Below are 18446 nucleotides of genomic sequence, written 5' to 3'. Positions count from 1 at the left end.
TTGTCCCCATCGACGGGTTCATCCCCCCGTTGGTAGCTTCTTGTCATCGGCCCGGTGGGGGTCGGGCTTTCTGAGTGAAGGAGTGGACGATGGCTGATTTCGGAGCATCGTATTCGGAGATGGAGCAGGTGGCGAACTCGCTGTCGCAGGCTCGTGATGACATCCAGGGGCAGCTTGACACGCTGAAGTCGCAGGTGGACACGCTGCTGGGTGAGGACTTCAAGACGCAGCACGCGTCGGGGAAGTTCGGTGAGGGTTATGAGGAGCTCACCACGGGTCTGAAGAACGCGGTGGACGGGATCGGTGACATGTCGGATGCGCTGACCGGCATGATGCACGCGATCCAGGACCTCGACCAGCAGCTCGCCGGCAGCTGAGCCGCCGGAACTCGACTCTGGACCAGGACGGGGGATCGGTCGACAACGGTCGCCGATCCCCCGATCTGCCACCTTCGAAGGGACCACGGGGATGTCCGACGGGATCTGGGTGCACTACACCGAACTCGAGCAGGTGAACGACAAGCTCAAGAACATCGTGACCGAGCTCGACGACGCCGGCTCGCGCGCCGACGCACTCGACGAAGCGATCGCGCATCCGTTCGGCCAGAACAAGCTGAACGACAAGGCCCATGAGTTCGAGTCGCGATGGGACGACAAGCGCCGCGACCTCTCCCGCGACATCGCGAAGGTGCAGCAGCACGTGCAGGGCATCCTCGACGGGATGAAGAACTGGGATCAGGACACGGCCAAGCAGTTCGAGGTCGACGTCAGCGGGCAGCACGACCCGCGACCGGCCTGACGGGGGAGAGGACAACATGGTCATGGACACGGCGCCCTCCGGGCGGTGGATCACGTCGCTCGACGGCAACCCGGGAGCCATCGAGAAGCGCGGCAACGAGATCACGGCGCTCGGCAACCAGATGCGCGACGGATCGTCGTTCCTCAAGGGACTCGTCGACCAGGCATCCGACCAGCGCGGCAAGGCGATCGAGAAGCTGCGTGAGATCGTCGGCGACACGTACGACAAGCTCGGTGAGGCCGGCGACCTGTACCGGCCCACCGGCCCCGTGCTCGTCACATACGCGAAGGCGCTCGCCGACGTGCAGCCCAAGGTGAACGCGTCGTACCACAACTGCGAATCGCTCTGGGAGACGTACCAGAACGCCCCCGGCTACCGGCAGGGCGACCGCCCGTACTGGGACAAGCCCGACGGCGACTCTCCGGAGGCCGACGACGCCTCCACCGACGACGCCAACAAGGAGGCGGCGTACGACGACTTCGTCGCGGAGGCGAAGATCTGGGACGCGCACGTCGACACGTGGGAAGAGGCGTTCGACGCCGCCGCGGACGGCATCGGCGACGCGATGGCCGGAAAGATCAAGGACGGCTTCTGGGACAACGTCGACGGATTCGTCGGCGGAGTGCTGAAGGTGCTCCAGGTCGTCGGCATCATCATCGCGATCGCCGCGATCATCATCGGCGGCCCGATCGTCGCGCTCATCGGCGCCGTCGTCGGCGTGCTCACGCTTGCGCTGACCGCTTACCAGTACATCCGCGGCGACACCGGGCTCACCCAGCTGATCTTCGCGGTGATCGGCGTCATCCCCATCGGCAGCCTCGGCAAGCTCTTCCAGGGCAGTGCCGGGCGCCTCGCGTTCCTCGGCGAGATGGCCACCGCGTTCAAGCCGTCGAGCTGGTCGGCGGCGATCAGCCAGGGCCGCTCCCTGAGCCTCGTGGGCGGACTCGCCGGCGGTGGCTGGCGCGGATTCTCGGCCATGAGCCGCGGACTGTTCACGATGAACAACCCGAACGGCGTCGGCGACGTGATGATGCGGCTCATGTTCGGCAAGAGCGTGTCGGGGATGGAGGACACCATCACCGCGATGACCGGGGCGGCGAACGGCTACTGCCGGTCGACGACGCTCGCCGCGGGGTGGGAGTTCGCCCACGGCATGCTGTCGGGCCCGTGGAAGATGGTCAACAACATCGCCCAGTGGACCGGCAACGGTGACAAGTCGCCGGGCTCGAACATGCCGTGGGTCGGGGCGTTCCTGTGACGGTCGACTCCATCGGCGTCGAGGGAGATCCCCTCGGCGCGGAGGCCGAGGCATCCGATGGCGTGCTGACCGCCACCACCTCGCTGCCGGGCTGGCTCGCGATCCCGGCGGCCGCCGATCCCGCGGAGCGCCAGGAGTGGGTCGCCGCCCGCGGTGCCGAGCTGCGTGCGACGTGGGGTGACCGGTGGGAGCCGGTGCACGACAAGCTCGTGCCGGCGCTGCTGCAGGCCGCGCTCGATCACCGTCGCGAGGAGGACGCGCTGGCGTTCCAGGTCTGGCCCACCGACGGGCCGGTCTGCCTCTTCGTCCATGTCGCGGTCGGGACGTTCCCCGAGGACACCCGGATGCCGCAGCCGGGCGACGGCATCCTCTGCGATGCCGAGGGACTCGGCCCGGGTGTGCAGCTGCCGATCGTCGAGCAGATCGGCGAGGTCCAGGCGCTCGGCACCCAGTTCGTGTTCGCCGACGCGCGCCGCGCCGTCTCGGTCGTCGTGGAGCCCACGCTTCCCGAGCTGCTGGCCATCCTCATGCTGCAGCTGCAGGCGTTCGTGCAGTCGCTGCAGCTGACGGGCGCCGACGGCACGCTCTTCCGCGCCGACACGCCGGGCCTCCTCGAGGCCGACCCCGCCGACAGCTGGGTCGAGGTGTGGGCCGATGGTGAGGACGACGTGGACGCCGGCAGCGGCGCCGACGTGGACGCCGGCAGCGGTTCCGACGTGCACGCGGGCAGCGGTGCCGACGTGGACCCGGGCAGCGGGATTGATAGCCTGACCACGACATGAGCACCCCGTACCCCGATGCGCGCACCTGGGCGCAGGAGCACTCTCTGGCGAATGTGCCGCGCCTTGCGCGCCTCGAGGGATTCGCGTTCCAGGCGCATCCCGACATCGTCGCGACCTTCGGCTCCGACGGCGCCGCCATGGCGCGCTTCGCCGCTGAGCACCGGCGGACCCCCGCCCGCACCGCGAAGAACTGGCTGGTCGGCGTGATCGGGACTATCGTGCTGCTCGCGCCGTTCGTCGGGGTCGCGGTGTACGCCGCAGGGCCCGGGTTCACCTACGTGGGCAACATCGGGATCTTCACCACCGGCGGCCCGATCGATGCCCGGATCGCGGTGCCGATCGCCGGCATCTGCTTCGCGATCGCGGCGCTCGGTCAGCTGGCACTGTGGATCGCCTGGCTGCGCGGCGGTGCGCGATGGTCGCCGGGCATGCTCGGCGTCGCGATCATCGCGGCGGTGCTGGCCGGGTTCGCCGGGCTGGGCGTGCCCAATGTCTCCGCACGCGACGGCGTGGCGGCGGGCGGCTGGCTCATCCCCGTGTGGATCACGCTCGTGCTCGGTGCGGCGCTCGCCATCGGCATCCTGCTCCGCGTGCGGGTGCGCCCTGCCGAGCCGGCGGCGCAGGCCGAGGCATCCGTCCCCACCGTCTCCGACCGGGAGCGCTCGCTCGTCCTCGTGCAGGAGCTGCCTGCGGGAGAGCGTCGGGCGTTGCGCGAGGATCGCGACGATGCGCTGCGGATCCTCTCCACGCGCGGCCTGATCGACGACGCCACGCTCCAGCGGGCGCTCGCGGCCGACCTGGGAACGCTGTACACCCTCGACCCGATCCGCGGAGACTGACGTGACAGATGCGAACCCGTCCGAGCCGACACGTGTGAGCCTGCGCCGGGAGCTCGGCGTCGCGTCCGATCCCGACTTCACGCTCGCGCTTCCGCCCGGGTGGGAGCGTCGCGACACGACTGCCGAGGAGAAGGACCGGATGACCGCGGCGATGCGCACGCGGCTCATGGAGGTGCACCGGCCGGATCTGTACGGACGGATGCGTCAGCTGCTCGACGACGCGTTCACGCAGATGGCGGGCGCCGACACGGTCGCGATGTTCCTGCCCGTAGCAGCCGAGGCGCTGCCGCTGCCGGCGTCGCTGACCGCGACCGTGCTGCGCGCGGAGCCGGGGCGGAGCCTCGACGACCTCGTGCGGGGAGCCGTGGCGCGTGAGGGCGCGACGCCGCTGCTCGGCGACAAGCGCTTCCTCCGCGCGGAGCGCGAGACGACGCAGTCGCTCGACGGCGACACCGGCATCGTGACGACGGTGCTGTACCTCACGCCGATCCCCGGCAGCGGGCGGCGTCGTGCGCTGCAGCTCACGCTCGTGATCGTGCGTCCGCCCGACGCGCCCGCCGACGACGAGCCGATGGTGCAGATGCGCGCCCTGTTCGACCTGTGCGTCTCCACCCTGACCTGGCTCCCCGCCGCCTGACGTCCGGGGCCTGAGGGTCGAGGCCCGCCGGGCTCTCCGGCGCCCGGTGCCGTCGCCGCGGCCCGATGCGGCGAGGTCGTACGATTTCGCCGAATGCACATGAGTCTGCGCGCAGGTTCATGTGCAGTCGCGGGTCCGATGTTCAGCCGGTAGCTGCATGTGAAATCGACGGGAGGGACGGGATGCTCCGCGCGACAGGGCGGCGTGGCACGGGCAGGACGCGCCGGGCGGATCAGGCGCTGTCGCGACCGTAGGCCTCGAGCCAGCGCAGCCACACCTCGCTGATTGTCGGGTACGCCGGCACGGCGTGCCACAGCCGCTTCAGCGGGACCTCGCCGACGACGGCGATCGTCGCCGCCTGCAGCGTCTCGGCGACATCGGCCCCGACGAACGTCGCTCCCACGATCACGCCGCGGTCCTCGTCGACCACGGCACGCGCCTGCCCGGTGTAGTCGTCGGCATATGTCGCGGCGCCGGCGATGTTCGCGAGGTCGATGTCGAGGACCCGGATGCGTCGACCCGCGTCGCGCGCCGCAGCCTCCGTGAGCCCGACCGATGCGACCTCCGGATCGGTGAACGTCACCTGCGGCACCGCGTCGTGATCGGCCGTCGCGACGTGTCGGCCCCAGGGGGCGTCGTCCACCGGCGCGCCCTGGGCACGCGCGGCGATGACATCGCCGGCGGCGCGCGCCTGGTACTTCCCCTCGTGCGTCAGCAGCGCCCGGCCGTTCACGTCGCCGACGGCGTACAGCCACTCGCTGCCCGGCACCCGCATCGTGTCGTCGACCTCGATCGATGCGCCCGGCGCCAGGCCGACGGCATCGAGTCCGACGTCGGCGGTGCGGGGCGTCCGTCCCGTCGCGACGAGCACCTCGGATGCGTCCACGGTCGTGCCGTCGTCGAGGGAGAGGTGCACGCCGTCGGCATCCCGGCGCACGGCCGTCGCCTCACCGGAACGGATGTCGACTCCGCCGCCGCTCAGAGCGGTGCGGACGGCATCCTGAGCGAACGGTTCCACACGGCCGAGCAGCCCCGACCGCACGATCATGGTCACGCGGCTGCCGAGGCCCGCGTACGCCGTCGCCATCTCGCAGGCGACGACGCCGCCCCCGATGATCGCGAGCGAAGCCGGGACCTCGTGCGCCGAGGTGGCCTCGCGGCTCGTCCACGGACGGGCATCCCGCAGCCCCGGGATGTCCGGGATCGTCGCCGTCGTCCCCGTGCAGACCGCGACGGCGTGCCGGGCGTGCAGCGTGCGGGTCGCTCCGTCGGCGGTCGTGACCACCACCTCGCGCTCGCCGGCGAGGCGGCCGTGCCCGCGCACGAGGTCGATGCCGGCGCCGTCGAGCCACTCGACCTGGCCCTCGTCGTCCCAGTCGTGGGTCAACGCATCCCGGCGTCGGAACACGCCGGCGGGATCGACTGGCCCGGTCACCGCCTGGCGCGCGCCGTCGACGTCGCGGGCGGCGCGGAGGGCGGACGCCGGCCGCAGCAGGCCCTTCGACGGCATGCAGGCCCAGTACGAGCACTCGCCGCCGACGAGTTCGCTCTCGACGATCACCGCCGACAGCCCGCCCTGCACTGCACGGTCGGCGACGTTCTCGCCCACCGGTCCGGCTCCGATCACGATCAGGTCGTACGTGTCCATCCCCTCACGCTAGGCCTCCGCCTGGCCCGGGCGACAGTCCCGTGGTGTCCGGTCCGCTCCCCGGCATTCCGCCGCGCCCGTGTCTCCGGGCCTCTCTCGATGCCGCATCGGCCCCATCGCCACTGAGCATCAAACCCGCGAACGCACATCATCCCGCGCGCAGACCGATGTGCATTCGCCGGAATCGTACGATCTCGACGGTCCGGGCGCCGAGCACGGCGATGTCCGATTTCCGCGAGACCGGGGAGGCGGGACGTGTCAGGCTGGGGACATGAGCTTCCCCGCGATGACCTTCGACGAACGGTGTCGGGCGATCGACGCGCGCGATGCCCGGTTCGACGGACAGTTCATCACCGCCGTCCGGTCGACTGGCATCTACTGCCGGCCGAGCTGTCCCGCGCGCACGCCGAAGCCTGCGAACGTCACCTTCTACCCGACGGCGGCCGCGGCGCACGAGGCGGGTTACCGGGCATGCAAGCGGTGCCTCCCCGACGCGGCGCCCGGCTCGCCGGACTGGAATCTGCGGACGGATGCCGCAGGTCGCGCGATGCGTCTCATCCAGGACGGCATCATCGAGCGGGAGGGGGTGTCGGGTCTGGCGCGTCGTCTCGGCTACTCCTCGCGCCAGCTGAACCGCATCCTCACCGCCGAGCTCGGTGCGGGTCCGCTCGCGCTGGCCCGCGCGCATCGCGCCCACACCGCCCGCATGCTGCTGGTCGGAACGGATCTGCCAGCGGCCGACGTCGCCTTCTCGGCCGGATTCGCCAGCGTCCGCCAGTTCAACGACACGTTGCGCGACGTGTTCTCGATGACGCCGCTGCAGCTGCGTGCGCGACGCCACACGGTGCCGGTGTCGGCCGAGACGGGGCTCGTGCGGCTCGTCCTGGCGCACCGCACGCCGATCGATCTGCCCGGACTGTTCGCCTGGATGGCCGCTCGCGCCGTGGACGGTATGGAGGATGCGTCGGCCGACTCGTATGCTCGCACGCTGGCGCTCCCGCACGGCACCGCGTGGATGCGCATCCACGCCGACGGTGACGTGCTGCGCCTCGACGCCCGGTTGTCGCACCTCGGGGACCTGCCCGGCGTGCTCAGCCGCGCACGCCGGCTCTTCGACCTCGACGCTGATCCGATCGGGATCGATGCGGCGCTCGCGCGGCATCCGGCGCTCGTGCCGGCCGTCGCCGCGACCCCAGGAATCCGAGTGCCCGGGTCGGCAGACCCGGGCGAGATGCTCGTGCGCGCCATGATCGGGCAGCAGATCTCGGTCGCCGCCGCCCGCACCGCGCTCACCCGCCTGACGGAGGCGCTGGGGGAGCGGACCGCCGACGGCGCGCTGCTGTTCCCCACCATGGCGGCGATCGCCGAGCACGGCGCGGAGGTCCTGCGCGGTCCCGGCGCCCGCATCCGGGCGATCACCGGAGCCGCCGCAGCACTCGCCGACGGCACGCTCGAGCTCAGCGCCGGTGACGACCCGGCCGAGCAGCGAGCGGCGCTGCTCGCACTGCCGGGCATCGGTCCATGGACTGCCGACTACGTGCGCATGCGCATCACCGGCGATCCCGACGTGTTCCTCCCGGGCGACGTCGCGGCGCGCGCCGGCGCCGCCCGACTGGGGCTGCCCGGCGACGCCAAGCCGCTCACCGAATGGGCCACCCGCGCAGCGCCCTGGCGCAGTTACCTCACGGCGCACTTCTGGCGGGCCGCATCCGCTCCCGTCGCGCCGGTTCGCGCGGCGACCCGCCCCGACGCATCCCGCCCCGACGCTTCCACTCGCGTCGCGCCGGTTGGCGCGGTATCCCACCCCGACGCATCCCGACCCGGCGCATCCCTCCGCGACGCGTCCCGGCCGGACGCATCCCTCCGCGACGCGTCCCGTTCGGACGCATCCCGCACCGAAGTATCCCGCCCCGCCCCCACCGAGGAGATCTCATGACCGCCACGATCCAGACCATCGACACCCCCGACGGCGCGTTCACGCTCGTCGCCGACGAGGCGGGGCGCGTGCTCGCGTCCGGCTGGAGCGCCGACGCCGGTGCCGTGCTCGGCCGCATCCACGCCTCGCTGCGACCGACCGACGCCGCCGTCGGGCAGACGGATGCGGCGGCCGCCGTCCGTGCGTACTACGACGGCGACGTCACGGCGATCCGGTCCGTGGAGGTGCGGCAGATCGGGACGGCGCTGCAGCAGGACGGATGGCGCGCGCTGCGTGCGATCCGTCCGGGGCAGCCGCTGGCGTACGCCGAGTTCGCGGCGGAACTTGGCCGACCGAGCGCCGTGCGCGCCGCCGCGTCGATCTGCGCGCGCAACGCCGTGGCCCTGTTCGTTCCGTGCCACCGCGTGCTGCGCGGCGACGGATCGCTCGGCGGCTTCGCCTGGGGCACCGATGTGAAGCGGCGCCTGCTCGCCCGCGAGGCGGCCTGACCTCGCGGCCCGATCCGGCCGCCCACCGCCACTGCACATCAAACCGGCGAGTGCACATCATCCCGAGCGCAGTCTGATGTGCGCTCGCCGAAATCGTACGACTTCGCCGCACGAGAGGGCACAGGGAAGGGCGACGCCACCCCGGCGGGTGAATTGGTGCTTGCACCCAGGGAACGTTCAGGCATAGGCTGAAGGGCTGTCGCGTGCTGCACGCGAAGCCCCGTCCCGCGTTCCAAGGAGGAAGCCATGTACCAGGCCGTCAACGACGTCAAGCCGGTCGTCCTCCGCCTCGTCGCGGCCGGGATCCCCGCCGAGGGATAGGCCGCTCGGCCTCCGCCTCCGCCGCCGTCGACTCCGCTCGACGGCCCCGCGTCACCTCCCGGCATCCGCTGCCGCTGCTTCCGCTGCCCCATTTCCGGGCCACATCTGTCACCTCACGCCCCCAAGGATCATGACCTCCACGTCGTCACCTCAGCGCCCCTCCGCCGAGCGCCTCTCCACGCCGCGAGCGCTCGCCCGGCTCTATCCCTTCGTCAAACCCGCGATGCCGCGGATGATCGGCGGGTTCGGTGCCGCCCTCGGCGCCGCGATCATGTCGCTCGTCATCCCGCTCGTGCTCCAGGGCGTCGTCGACGGCCCGATCGCCGACCGCAACGTCACGCTCATCCTCTGGGCCTGCATCGGCGTGCTCGCGCTCGGCGTCCTCGAAGCGCTGTTCGTCTTCCTGCGGCGCGTCTTCGTGCTCGAGCCGGGCACCAAGATCGAGTACGAGATCCGTCAGACGTTCTACCAGCGGCTGCAGCGGCTCCCGGTCGCATTCCACGACCGCTGGCAGTCCGGGCAGCTGCTCAGCCGCATGATGCAGGACATCAACATCATCCGCCGCTGGCTCGTGTTCGGCCTCCTGCTGCTCATCGTGAACGCCCTCACGATCGTCATCGGCACGGTGCTGCTGTTCCGCTGGCACTGGGCGCTCGGGACCGCGTTCATCGTCATCTCGATCCCGCTGTGGGTCTTCGGCTACCGCTTCGAGCGCAACTACGGCGTGCTCGCGCGGCAGAGCCAGGACCAGGCCGGCGACCTCGCCACCGCGGTGGAGGAGTCGGTGCACGGCATCCGCGTGCTCAAGGCGTTCGGACGCGGCAAGCACGCGCTCGCGAAGTTCCGCCGCCAGGCCGACAGCCTGCGCTCGACCGAGCTGCAGAAGGCCCGCGAGGTCGGCCTGCTGTGGTTCTGGCTCGACGGCGTGCCCGTCGTCGCGTTCGCCGCGTGCCTGCTCATCGGCATCTGGCTCGCGAGCGCCGGTCAGCTCACCGTCGGCGAGCTTTTCGCGTTCTTCGCGATGGCGACGGCCCTGCGCTGGCCGCTCGAGTCGCTCGGCTTCCTCTACTCGTTCGTGGTCGACGCGCGCACCGCGAGCGACCGCATCTTCGAGGTGCTCGAGGAGCAGAACACGATCGTCGACCCGGAGAATCCGACCACGATCCCGTCGCCACGGGGAGAGCTGGCGTTCCGGGGCGCCCGGTTCCGGTATCAGGATGCCGCGGCCGGCGAGCGCGACCTGCTCGACGGGATCGACCTCGTGCTGGAGCCGGGGGAGACGATGGCGCTCGTGGGCCTCACCGGCTCGGGCAAGACCACGCTCACCACGCTCCCGGCGCGGCTGTACGACGTGACCGGCGGATCCGTCGAGCTCGACGGCGTCGACGTGCGCGACCTGCGGCTCGAAGAGCTGCGCCGTCACATCTCGATGGCCTTCGAGGACGCGACGCTGTTCTCGGCATCCGTCCGCGAGAACGTGCTGCTCGGCCGCGACGACCTCGACCTGCACAGTCCGGAGGCGCAGGCGGTGCTCGACGAGGCGCTGGAGATCGCCCAGGCGCACTTCGCGTACGAGCTGCCCGAGGGCGTCGACACGACCGTCGGCGAGGAGGGGCTCAGCCTGTCGGGCGGCCAGCGCCAGCGGCTCGCGCTCGCCCGCGCCGTGGCGGCGAAGCCGGCGGTGCTCGTGCTCGACGACCCGCTGTCGGCGCTCGACGTCGACACCGAGGCGCTCGTCGAGGCGGCTCTGCGTCGCGTGCTCGCCACGACCACCGCGCTCATCGTCGCGCACCGCCCGTCGACCGTGTCGCTCGCCGACCGGGTCGCGGTGCTGGAGGACGGCCGCGTCACCGCGGTCGGGACGCACGCCGAACTGCTGCGCACGAGTGAGCACTACCGCTACGTGATCTCGAGCTTCGAGGCCGACGATCTGCGGCAACGAGAGATGGAGGTGAACCTGTGAGCACCGTCGTCGGAACCCAGGGTGAAGACCGGAACGACTACACGAAGGCCGAGAGCCGGGCCATCCGGCGCCGCTCCGTGAGGCTGCTCGGGTCGCTCGTCAAGCCGATGGTCCCGCTCGCCGTCCTCGGCGCGATCGTGGTCGTCGTCTCGACCGCGCTGCGCGTGATCGGGCCGACCCTCATCGCGTTCGGCATCAACACGGCGCTGCCGCGCGCCATCGAGGCCGCCGACTGGATGCCGGCGTTCATGATCTCGATCGTGTACGTGCTCACCGGCGGGATCGGCGCGCTCCTGATGGGCTGGTTCGTCGTGCTCTCGGCGAAGATCACCCAGGCGATCCTGCTCGATCTGCGCACGCGGATCTTCCGCCACACCCAGCGGCTGAGCCTGGAGTTCCACGAGACGTACACGTCGGGCCGCATCATCTCCCGCCAGACGAGCGACCTCGAGTCGATCCGCGAGCTGCTCGACGGCGGCCTGAACGAGCTGGTGTCGGGCGCCCTGTACGGCGTCTTCACCCTCGTGATGCTGCTCGTGCTCGACTGGCGCAGCGGTCTCGTGCTCATCGCGATGGGCATCCCCCTCGCGTTCTTCATGCGCTGGTTCTACCTGCAGTCGCAGAAGGGCTTCCGCGAGTCGCGGGTCGTGTCGGCCAAGCTCATCGTGCAGTTCGTCGAGACGATGACCGGCGTGCGCGCCGTGAAGGCGTTCCGGAAGGAGAAGCGCAACGACGGCGAGTTCGGCGAGATCGCCTGGAACTACCGCAACGTCAACCTCAAGCTCGTGAAGCTCTACGGCATCTTCGACCCGGGCCTCATTCTGCTCGCGAACGTCACGATGGCGATCGTGCTGCTGTGGGGCGCCTTCCGCGTCGTCGACGGCTCACTGCTGATCGGCTCGCTGCTCGCGGCGGTGCTGTACATCCGTAACTTCTTCAGCCCGCTGGAGGAGGTCGCGATGTTCCTGAACTCGTACCAGTCGGCCACGGCGGCGCTCGAGAAGGTGTCGGGCGTGCTCGAGGAGGAGCCGAGCGTTCCCGACCCCGACAAGCCCGTCGACCTCTGGGAGGCACGCGGCGGCATCCGCTTCGACGACGTGCAGTTCGCCTACGGGTCGGGCAAGACCGTCCTTCCCGACTTCTCGCTCGACATCCCGGCCGGGCAGACGATCGCGCTGGTGGGCACGACCGGCGCCGGCAAGTCGACGCTCGCGAAGCTCGTGTCGCGCTTCTACGACCCGACGCGCGGCGCCGTGCGGCTCGACGGTGTCGACCTGCGCGAGCTGCACCCGAAGGACCTGCGGCGCGCGATCGTCATGGTCACGCAGGAGGCGTACCTGTTCAGCGGGACGGTGGCCGACAACATCGCACTCGGCAAACCCGACGCATCCCTCGACGAGATCCGTGCGGCGGCACGGGCGGTGGGGGCGGATGCGTTCATCGAGCACCTTCCCGACGGGTACAACACCGATGTGAACAAGCGGGGCGGGCGCGTCTCGGCGGGCCAGCGGCAGCTGATCTCGTTCGCGCGCGCGTTCCTCGCGGATCCCGCCGTGCTGATCCTCGACGAGGCGACCGCGTCGCTCGACATCCCGAGCGAGCGCCAGGTGCAGGAGGCGCTGCAGACGCTGCTGGCCGACCGCACGGCGATCATCATCGCGCACCGCCTGTCGACGGTCTCGATCGCCGATCGGGTGCTCGTGATGGAGCACGGCCGGATCATCGAGGACGACGCGCCCGAGGCGCTGATCGGCGGCGACGGCAAGTTCGCCCAGCTCCACGCCGCGTGGCGGGAGTCGCTCGTCTGACCGGCGCGCTGTGCCCCTCACCGCACGCGCGGGAGGGGCACAGGGGCCGGTGCGGGATGGGCGGACGGCGAGCCGGGATGCGTCAGACGGCGATCTCGGCGATGACCTCGCCGTACTCCGTCTCGCCGACGGGGGTGAAGCCCACCCGCTCGAAGAACTTGGCGGGACCGCCGCTGCCGGCCTCGTAGATGACGTTCACGTGGTCCATGCCGCGTGTGCGGGCCTCGTCGAGCAGCCCCGACACGGCGAACCGGCCGACGCCGCGGCCCTGCTCATCGGCGTCCACGTTGATGCGCCAGAGCACCGAGCGGAAGTGCTCCTCGGGGAAGTCCTCGTCGAAGTTCGCGCTGATGAAGCCGACGACCTCCTCGTCATCGACCACGACGCGCTGCCACGATGTCTGCGGGTTCACGACGGTCGCGGCGATGCCGTAGCTGACGGGGGAGAGGAACTCCTCCTGGCCCGGCTTGAGCGAGAAGTTGTTCACCGCCACGATCGTCGACGCCGACAGTTCCACCAGTCGCAGGTCACCCATAACGCCAGAGTAGCCACATTTCCGACGCGAGCACATGCCGACGCATCCCACCATGACGCCCGGCGTCGCACCGCGAACGACCGGAGATATCTCGATATCAAGATATTTTCGGGGTCGCGATAAGCTGGACCGAACCCACTTGGCGACAGAACGAAGAGGCGAGCGGTGACCGACTCCACCATCATCTACACGTACACCGACGAGGCGCCCGCGCTGGCCACGGCATCCTTCCTGCCGATCGTCCAGGCCGTCGCCGGCACCGCCGGTGTGGACGTCACGACGCGCGACATCTCGCTCGCCGGACGCATCCTCGCGGCATTCCCGCAGAACCTCACGCCGGAGCAGCAGGTCGGCGACGCGCTCGCCGAGCTCGGCGGACTCGCGACGCTGCCCGAGGCGAACATCATCAAGCTCCCGAACATCTCGGCGTCGATCCCGCAGCTGAAGGCCGCGATCGCAGAGCTGCAGGACAAGGGCTACGACATCCCCGACTACCCCGACGAGCCGACCACCGTCGAGGAGAAGGACATCCGCGCCCGATACGACCGCATCAAGGGATCGGCCGTGAACCCCGTGCTGCGCCAGGGGAACAGCGACCGTCGTGCGCCGCTGTCGGTGAAGAGCTACGCCCGCAAGCACCCGCACACCAACAAGCCGTTCGCGGCGGGATCGAAGACTCGCGTCGCGACGATGGGCCACGACGACTTCCGCTCCAACGAGAAGTCAGTGGTCATCCCGAACGACGATGTGCTGACGATCCGCCACATCGCTGAGGACGGGACCGAGACCACGTTGAAGGAGGGCATGAAGGTCCTCACCGGCGAGGTCGTCGACGCCACGTTCCTCTCCGCGAAGGCGCTCGACGCGTTCCTCGCTGAGACGCTCGCCGAGGCCGAGGACGAGGGCCTGCTCTACTCGGTGCACCTCAAGGCCACGATGATGAAGGTCAGCGACCCGATCATCTTCGGTCACGTCGTGAAGGCGTACTTCTCCGACGTGTTCGACCGGTACGGCGCCGAGCTCGCGAAGGCCGGCCTCAGCCCCAACAACGGACTCGGGTCGATCCTCGCCGGCCTCGACAAGGTCGACGACGGCGCCGCGATCGCCTCGGCGATCGCGGCCGACCTGGAACGCGGCCCCCGGCTCTCGTACGTGAACAGCGACAAGGGCATCACGAACCTGCACGTGCCGAGCGACGTGATCGTCGACGCCTCGATGCCGGCCCTGATCCGCAACGGCGGAAAGCTGTGGGGCGCCGACGGCGGAGAGGACGACACGCTCGCCGTCATCCCCGACTCGTCCTACGCCGGCGTCTACCAGGCGACGATCGACGACGTGATCGCGAACGGGCCGCTCGACCCCGCCACGATCGGCACCGTGCCGAACGTCGGGCTCATGGCGCAGGCTGCCGAGGAGTACGGCAGCCACGACAAGACGTTCGAGATCGCCGCGGCCGGCCGCGTGCAGGTCGTCGACGGCGAGGGCGAGGTGCTCATGGAGCACACCGTCGAGCCCGGCGACATCTGGCGGGCGACCCAGACGAAGGACATCCCGATCCGCGACTGGGTGAAGCTCGCCGTCACGCGCGCCCGCGCCACCGGCGACCCGGCCGTGTTCTGGCTCGACGCGAACCGGGCGCATGACGCGCAGCTCATCGCGAAGGTCGCGACGTACCTCGGCAAGCTCGACACCGCGGGTGTGACCACGACGATCCTGCCGCCGGCGGAGGCCGCCCGGTACTCGCTGGCCCGCATGCGCCAGGGGCTCGACACGATCTCGGTCACCGGCAACGTGCTGCGCGACTACCTCACCGACCTGTTCCCGATCCTCGAGGTCGGCACGAGCGCCAAGATGCTGTCGATCGTGCCGCTGCTCGCGGGCGGCGGACTGTTCGAGACCGGCGCCGGCGGATCCGCTCCGAAGCACGTGCAGCAGCTGCTGGCGGAGGACTACCTGCGCTGGGACTCGCTCGGCGAGTTCTTCGCGCTCGCGGCGTCGTTCGAGCACTACGCGGACGTCACGGGCAACGCGAAGGCGCAGGTGCTGGCCGACACGCTGGATGCCGCGACCGGCACGTTCCTCGAGAACGACAAGTCGCCGGGGCGCAAGCTCGGCACGATCGACAACCGCGGCAGCCACTTCTACCTCGCGATGTACTGGGCGCAGGAGCTCGCGAAGCAGACGGCCGACCCGGAGCTCGCGGCGGCGTTCGCCCCGGTCGCCGAGGCGCTCACCGCGAACGAGCAGAAGATCGTCGACGAGCTGCTCGCCGTGCAGGGGCAGCCGGTCGAGATCGGCGGCTACTACCGCCCCGACGGGGAGCTCGTGGCGAAGGTCATGCGGCCCTCGGCCACGCTGAACGGGATCATCGACGGCCTCAGCTGATCGACGGCGCGACCATGTGAGAGGGCGGATGCTGCGGCATCCGCCCTCTCACGCTGTGGCGCCGTGGGCCGGTGCGCGCACGAGCTTCGGCGAACGGCGGGGCAGCTCGGCGAACGGCGGGGCAACTCAGCGAACGGCGGGGCAACTCGGCGAACCGAGGGGCAACTCGGCGAACCGGGAGCGGGTCAGCGGCGGACGGTGACTTCCATGCCCTCCGGCGACCAGTTGTACACGGTCCGGGCGATGTCGATCGGCATGTTGACGCATCCGTGGCTCATGACGTGGCCGAAGTTGCTGTGCCAGTAGGTGCCGTGGAACCCGATGTTCGGCGCGAAGTACGTCACCCAGGGGACGTTCTTCGTGCAGTACTCGGCACCGGGATAGCAGCCCATGTCCTGCATGCCGACGTGCGCGAACACGCGGAAGTACCCGGTGGGCGTCGCGTGCTTGGCATCGCCGGTGGAGACCAGGTAGCTGTTCCAGAGCTTGCCGTTCTGATAGAAGTACGCCCGCTGCTCGCTCAGGTCGACCACCGCGCTGCGCGAGACCTTCGTCATCTTCCCGGGGGTGCTGTCGACGGTGAGCTCGTAGACGCCGTCGCCCTTCTCGAGCTGCGCGGCGAACGCCGCAGCGATCCCGGCCGTGTCGCCGAGCGTCCGGCCGTCGAGCGTCTCGGTCTCCACGCGCAGTACCTTGCCCTGCGTGTCGGTGATCGACGTGCCGTTCTGCGGCTTGCGGTCGACCTTCTTCGCCAGCCCGTCGACCGTCTTCTGGATGGCTGCCTGATCGGCGGTGACGGTCAGGCCGTCCTCGCCCGGAGCGACGGTGAGCCAGGACGCGGCGACGCTGCGCGAGACGGGAACCGTCCGCTCGTCGCCGACATAGAAGCCGATCTTCGACAGCATCGCGTTGAGCTTGTCGGCGGTCGCCTTCGCCGCGCTCGTCGGGATCGCCGGCTTCGCCGCGACGGTGGCGTCGGTCGAGACCGTGGCCGACCCCTCCGTGAACGCTGTCTGCAGCGCGTCGGTCACCGTCTTCAGGTCGGCCGTCACGCCGTCGGCGGCTGCGGTCGTGACGTACTTCGCGGATGTCTCGTCGAAGCGCACGGTCGCGTCGGTGGCGTCGGCGAACATGTCGGGGGCGACGTCGCGGAGCGCTTCGGTCGCCTTCGCCGCGTCGAGCTCGACGGGAGCGTGGAGCGCGCCGGAGTTCCACGCGCCGATGTTCCACATCGGGTGTTCGCCGTACGCCGTGTCGGCGAGCGTCTTCGCGTCGACGGTCGCACCCAGCTGCGCGCCGGTGAGGGTCGCGTCGACGCCGTCGCCCGTCAGGGTGATCGTGGTGTTGTCGAGATGCTCCTGGATCGCGGCTGCGGCGGCGCCCGCCGTCATGCCGCCGACCTGCACCCCGGCGACGGCGGTGCCGGGCGCGATCAGGACGAGCGATGCCGCGACGACGCCGACGAGGGCGATGGCCGTGGGCGTGCCGATCCACAGTCCGAGGTGGCGCTTGCGGCGCGGCTCGGCCGTCGGCGCCCATGCGTACGTGACGTCGCCGGACTGCCCTTCTGACTCCCGCGGTTCATCGGCCACGGTCCACCCCCGTTTGTGTTCCCCTAGCGCCTTATGGTAGCCGACCGGGCGAGCCGAGCCGGAAGGGGATCGGGCGGCTCCGAGCAGGCCCCTCGCCGGATCTGGCGGGAATACGCGGAACGCGCTGGATAACGTTTTTGTAAACTCGCTGAGCAAACCAGGCGGCAGGCTTGCGCGGAATCTGTTCGTAAGGTTCACTAACAAATATGTCAGCCCTGGAAGCGCGGCGCGGCCCTTCCTCTCCCGAATCGGCGCCCGCTCACTCGTCACCGTCTGCGCTCGCGACCTCGCGACACCCGCGGCACGGGGCGAAGGTGCTGCCCGAGCACGCCCGCGCGCACAACCGCTCGCTCGTCCTGCAGACGCTTTTCCACCGCGGCGCGATGAGCCGGGCCGACTTGTCGCGTGAGACGGGCCTCACACGCGTCACCATCTCCGACCTCGTCGCGGAGCTCATCGCCGACGGCCTGGTCGCCGAGAAGGGCGTCCGCGAGGTGTCGCGGCCCGGCAAGCCGGCGATGCTCGTCGACCTCGACCACAACGGCCACCGGATCGTGGCGATCGACCTGTCCGGTCCGACGTCGTTCGTCGGCGGCATCCTCACCCTCGACGGCACGATCGTCGTGCGCCGCGAGATCGCGCATCCCGGCGCGACCGGCGACGTCGTCGCGACCATCCTCGCGTTCGCGCGCGAGCTCGTCGCCGACTCGCACGCCCCCGTGCTCGGCGTCGGCGTCGGCTCTCCGGGTGTCGTCGACGACGCGGGCGTCGTGCTCACGGCCCCGAACCTCGGCCTCGCCGGCTTCGATCTCGAGGGCGCGCTGCGCGCCGAGCTCGACCTGCCCGTCGTCGTGGCGAACGACGCGAACGCGGCGGTCCTCGCCGAGTACACGTTCGGCGGCGCCGGCGACGACGTCATGCTCGTCAAGGTGGGCCGCGGTGTCGGCTCCGGCCTGCTCTCCGGCGGCCGGCCCATGGTCGGCAGCCGCTTCGCAGCCGGTGAGATCGGGCACGTCACGGTCGCGACCGACGGCGGACCGCTCTGCTCGTGCGGCAAGGTGGGATGCCTCGAGGCCTGGATCTCGGCGCCCTCCCTCACGGCGCGGCTGGCCGACGCATCCGACGACGCCGCCCGGCAGGGCGTGCTGCGGGATGCGGGAGAGCGCCTCGGCATCGCTCTGGCCCCCGTGGTCGGCGCGCTCGACCTGTCGGAGGTCGTCCTCTCCGGCCCCCCTGAACTCCTCGACGGGCCGCTCTCGGCGGCCACCGCCGAGACGCTGCGAACCCGGACCCTCGCCAAGGTGCACGAAGGCATCCGGGTGCGCATGACCGAGCAGGGCCAGGACATCGTCCTGCGCGGTGCCGCGGTCATGGTCCTGTCAGGACAACTCGGGGTGTCCTAGACCCCCACATTCCCCCCGGATGGGCCGCCCGGCCTTTCCACACCAAGAAGAAC

The 18446-nt window shown here is 70.5% G+C and carries 15 protein-coding genes; 12 read left to right on the top strand and 3 right to left on the bottom strand.

Translation table 11 applies throughout. The features are described from left to right. The first annotated feature begins 89 nt into the window (after positions 1–89). The 6 genes from AC3RX1_RS01695 (at position 90) to AC3RX1_RS01670 (ending at position 4314) form a co-directional block, all read left to right on the top strand. Positions 90–377, top strand: a complete 288-nt coding sequence (locus tag AC3RX1_RS01695) for a WXG100 family type VII secretion target (RefSeq protein WP_259612460.1) — start codon at positions 90–92, stop codon at positions 375–377. A gap of 91 nt (positions 378–468) precedes the next feature. Further along, positions 469–798: a hypothetical protein gene (locus AC3RX1_RS01690; RefSeq protein ID WP_491499496.1), complete on the top strand. Its 330-nt coding sequence runs from the start codon at positions 469–471 to the stop codon at positions 796–798. A gap of 22 nt (positions 799–820) precedes the next feature. Next, positions 821–2056 (top strand): hypothetical protein, encoded by a 1236-nt coding sequence (locus AC3RX1_RS01685; RefSeq protein WP_491499495.1) that lies wholly within the window; start codon positions 821–823, stop codon positions 2054–2056. Next, on the top strand, positions 2053–2838 hold the full coding sequence (locus AC3RX1_RS01680) for a hypothetical protein (protein WP_491499494.1): 786 nt from the start codon (positions 2053–2055) through the stop codon (positions 2836–2838). The genes AC3RX1_RS01685 and AC3RX1_RS01680 overlap by 4 nt, the downstream gene beginning before the upstream one ends. Continuing rightward, positions 2835–3677 (top strand): hypothetical protein, encoded by an 843-nt coding sequence (locus AC3RX1_RS01675; RefSeq protein WP_491499493.1) that lies wholly within the window; start codon positions 2835–2837, stop codon positions 3675–3677. Before AC3RX1_RS01680 ends, AC3RX1_RS01675 begins: the two co-directional genes overlap by 4 nt. 1 nt (position 3678) lies before the next feature. After that, a complete protein-coding gene (locus tag AC3RX1_RS01670) occupies positions 3679–4314 on the top strand; it encodes a hypothetical protein (RefSeq protein ID WP_491499492.1) in 636 nt (211 codons plus the stop codon). A gap of 232 nt (positions 4315–4546) precedes the next feature. Here the strand turns inward: AC3RX1_RS01670 and AC3RX1_RS01665 are convergent, their stop codons facing one another. Next, complete coding sequence (locus tag AC3RX1_RS01665; protein WP_491499491.1) at positions 4547–5962, bottom strand: dihydrolipoyl dehydrogenase family protein; 1416 nt, start codon at positions 5960–5962, stop codon at positions 4547–4549. 271 nt (positions 5963–6233) lie between these two features. Between AC3RX1_RS01665 and AC3RX1_RS01660 the strand changes: the two genes are divergently transcribed. The 4 genes from AC3RX1_RS01660 (at position 6234) to AC3RX1_RS01645 (ending at position 12478) form a co-directional block, all read left to right on the top strand. Continuing rightward, complete coding sequence (locus AC3RX1_RS01660; RefSeq protein ID WP_491499490.1) at positions 6234–7898, top strand: DNA-3-methyladenine glycosylase 2 family protein; 1665 nt, start codon at positions 6234–6236, stop codon at positions 7896–7898. Continuing rightward, a complete protein-coding gene (locus tag AC3RX1_RS01655) occupies positions 7895–8386 on the top strand; it encodes a methylated-DNA--[protein]-cysteine S-methyltransferase (RefSeq protein ID WP_491499489.1) in 492 nt (163 codons plus the stop codon). Before AC3RX1_RS01660 ends, AC3RX1_RS01655 begins: the two co-directional genes overlap by 4 nt. 451 nt (positions 8387–8837) lie before the next feature. Beyond that, on the top strand, positions 8838–10670 hold the full coding sequence (locus tag AC3RX1_RS01650; RefSeq protein ID WP_491499488.1) for an ABC transporter ATP-binding protein: 1833 nt from the start codon (positions 8838–8840) through the stop codon (positions 10668–10670). Continuing rightward, entirely contained in the window at positions 10667–12478 is a 1812-nt protein-coding gene (locus tag AC3RX1_RS01645; RefSeq protein WP_491499487.1) for an ABC transporter ATP-binding protein, read from the top strand. The genes AC3RX1_RS01650 and AC3RX1_RS01645 overlap by 4 nt, the downstream gene beginning before the upstream one ends. Before the next feature lie 82 nt (positions 12479–12560). Here AC3RX1_RS01645 and AC3RX1_RS01640 read toward each other — a convergent pair whose 3' ends face one another. Further along, positions 12561–13013 carry a GNAT family N-acetyltransferase gene (locus AC3RX1_RS01640; protein ID WP_491499486.1) on the bottom strand — a complete coding sequence of 151 codons (453 nt, stop codon included), beginning with the start codon at positions 13011–13013 and terminating at the stop codon, positions 12561–12563. A gap of 165 nt (positions 13014–13178) precedes the next feature. Between AC3RX1_RS01640 and AC3RX1_RS01635 the strand changes: the two genes are divergently transcribed. After that, positions 13179–15398, top strand: coding sequence for an NADP-dependent isocitrate dehydrogenase (locus AC3RX1_RS01635; protein ID WP_491499485.1), 2220 nt, complete (start codon positions 13179–13181; stop codon positions 15396–15398). Positions 15399–15583: 185 nt separating this feature from the next. Here AC3RX1_RS01635 and AC3RX1_RS01630 read toward each other — a convergent pair whose 3' ends face one another. Further along, complete coding sequence (locus tag AC3RX1_RS01630; protein ID WP_491499484.1) at positions 15584–16990, bottom strand: L,D-transpeptidase; 1407 nt, start codon at positions 16988–16990, stop codon at positions 15584–15586. A gap of 206 nt (positions 16991–17196) precedes the next feature. Here AC3RX1_RS01630 and AC3RX1_RS01625 point away from each other — a divergent pair, with 206 nt between their 5' ends. Further along, on the top strand, positions 17197–18393 hold the full coding sequence (locus AC3RX1_RS01625) for an ROK family transcriptional regulator (protein WP_491499483.1): 1197 nt from the start codon (positions 17197–17199) through the stop codon (positions 18391–18393). Positions 18394–18446: the final 53 nt, after the last annotated feature.

The organism is Microbacterium altimontanum (genome assembly GCF_058349865.2).
Note: the sequence above shows the minus strand (reverse complement) of the source record. Positions and strands in the feature narration are given on the sequence as shown.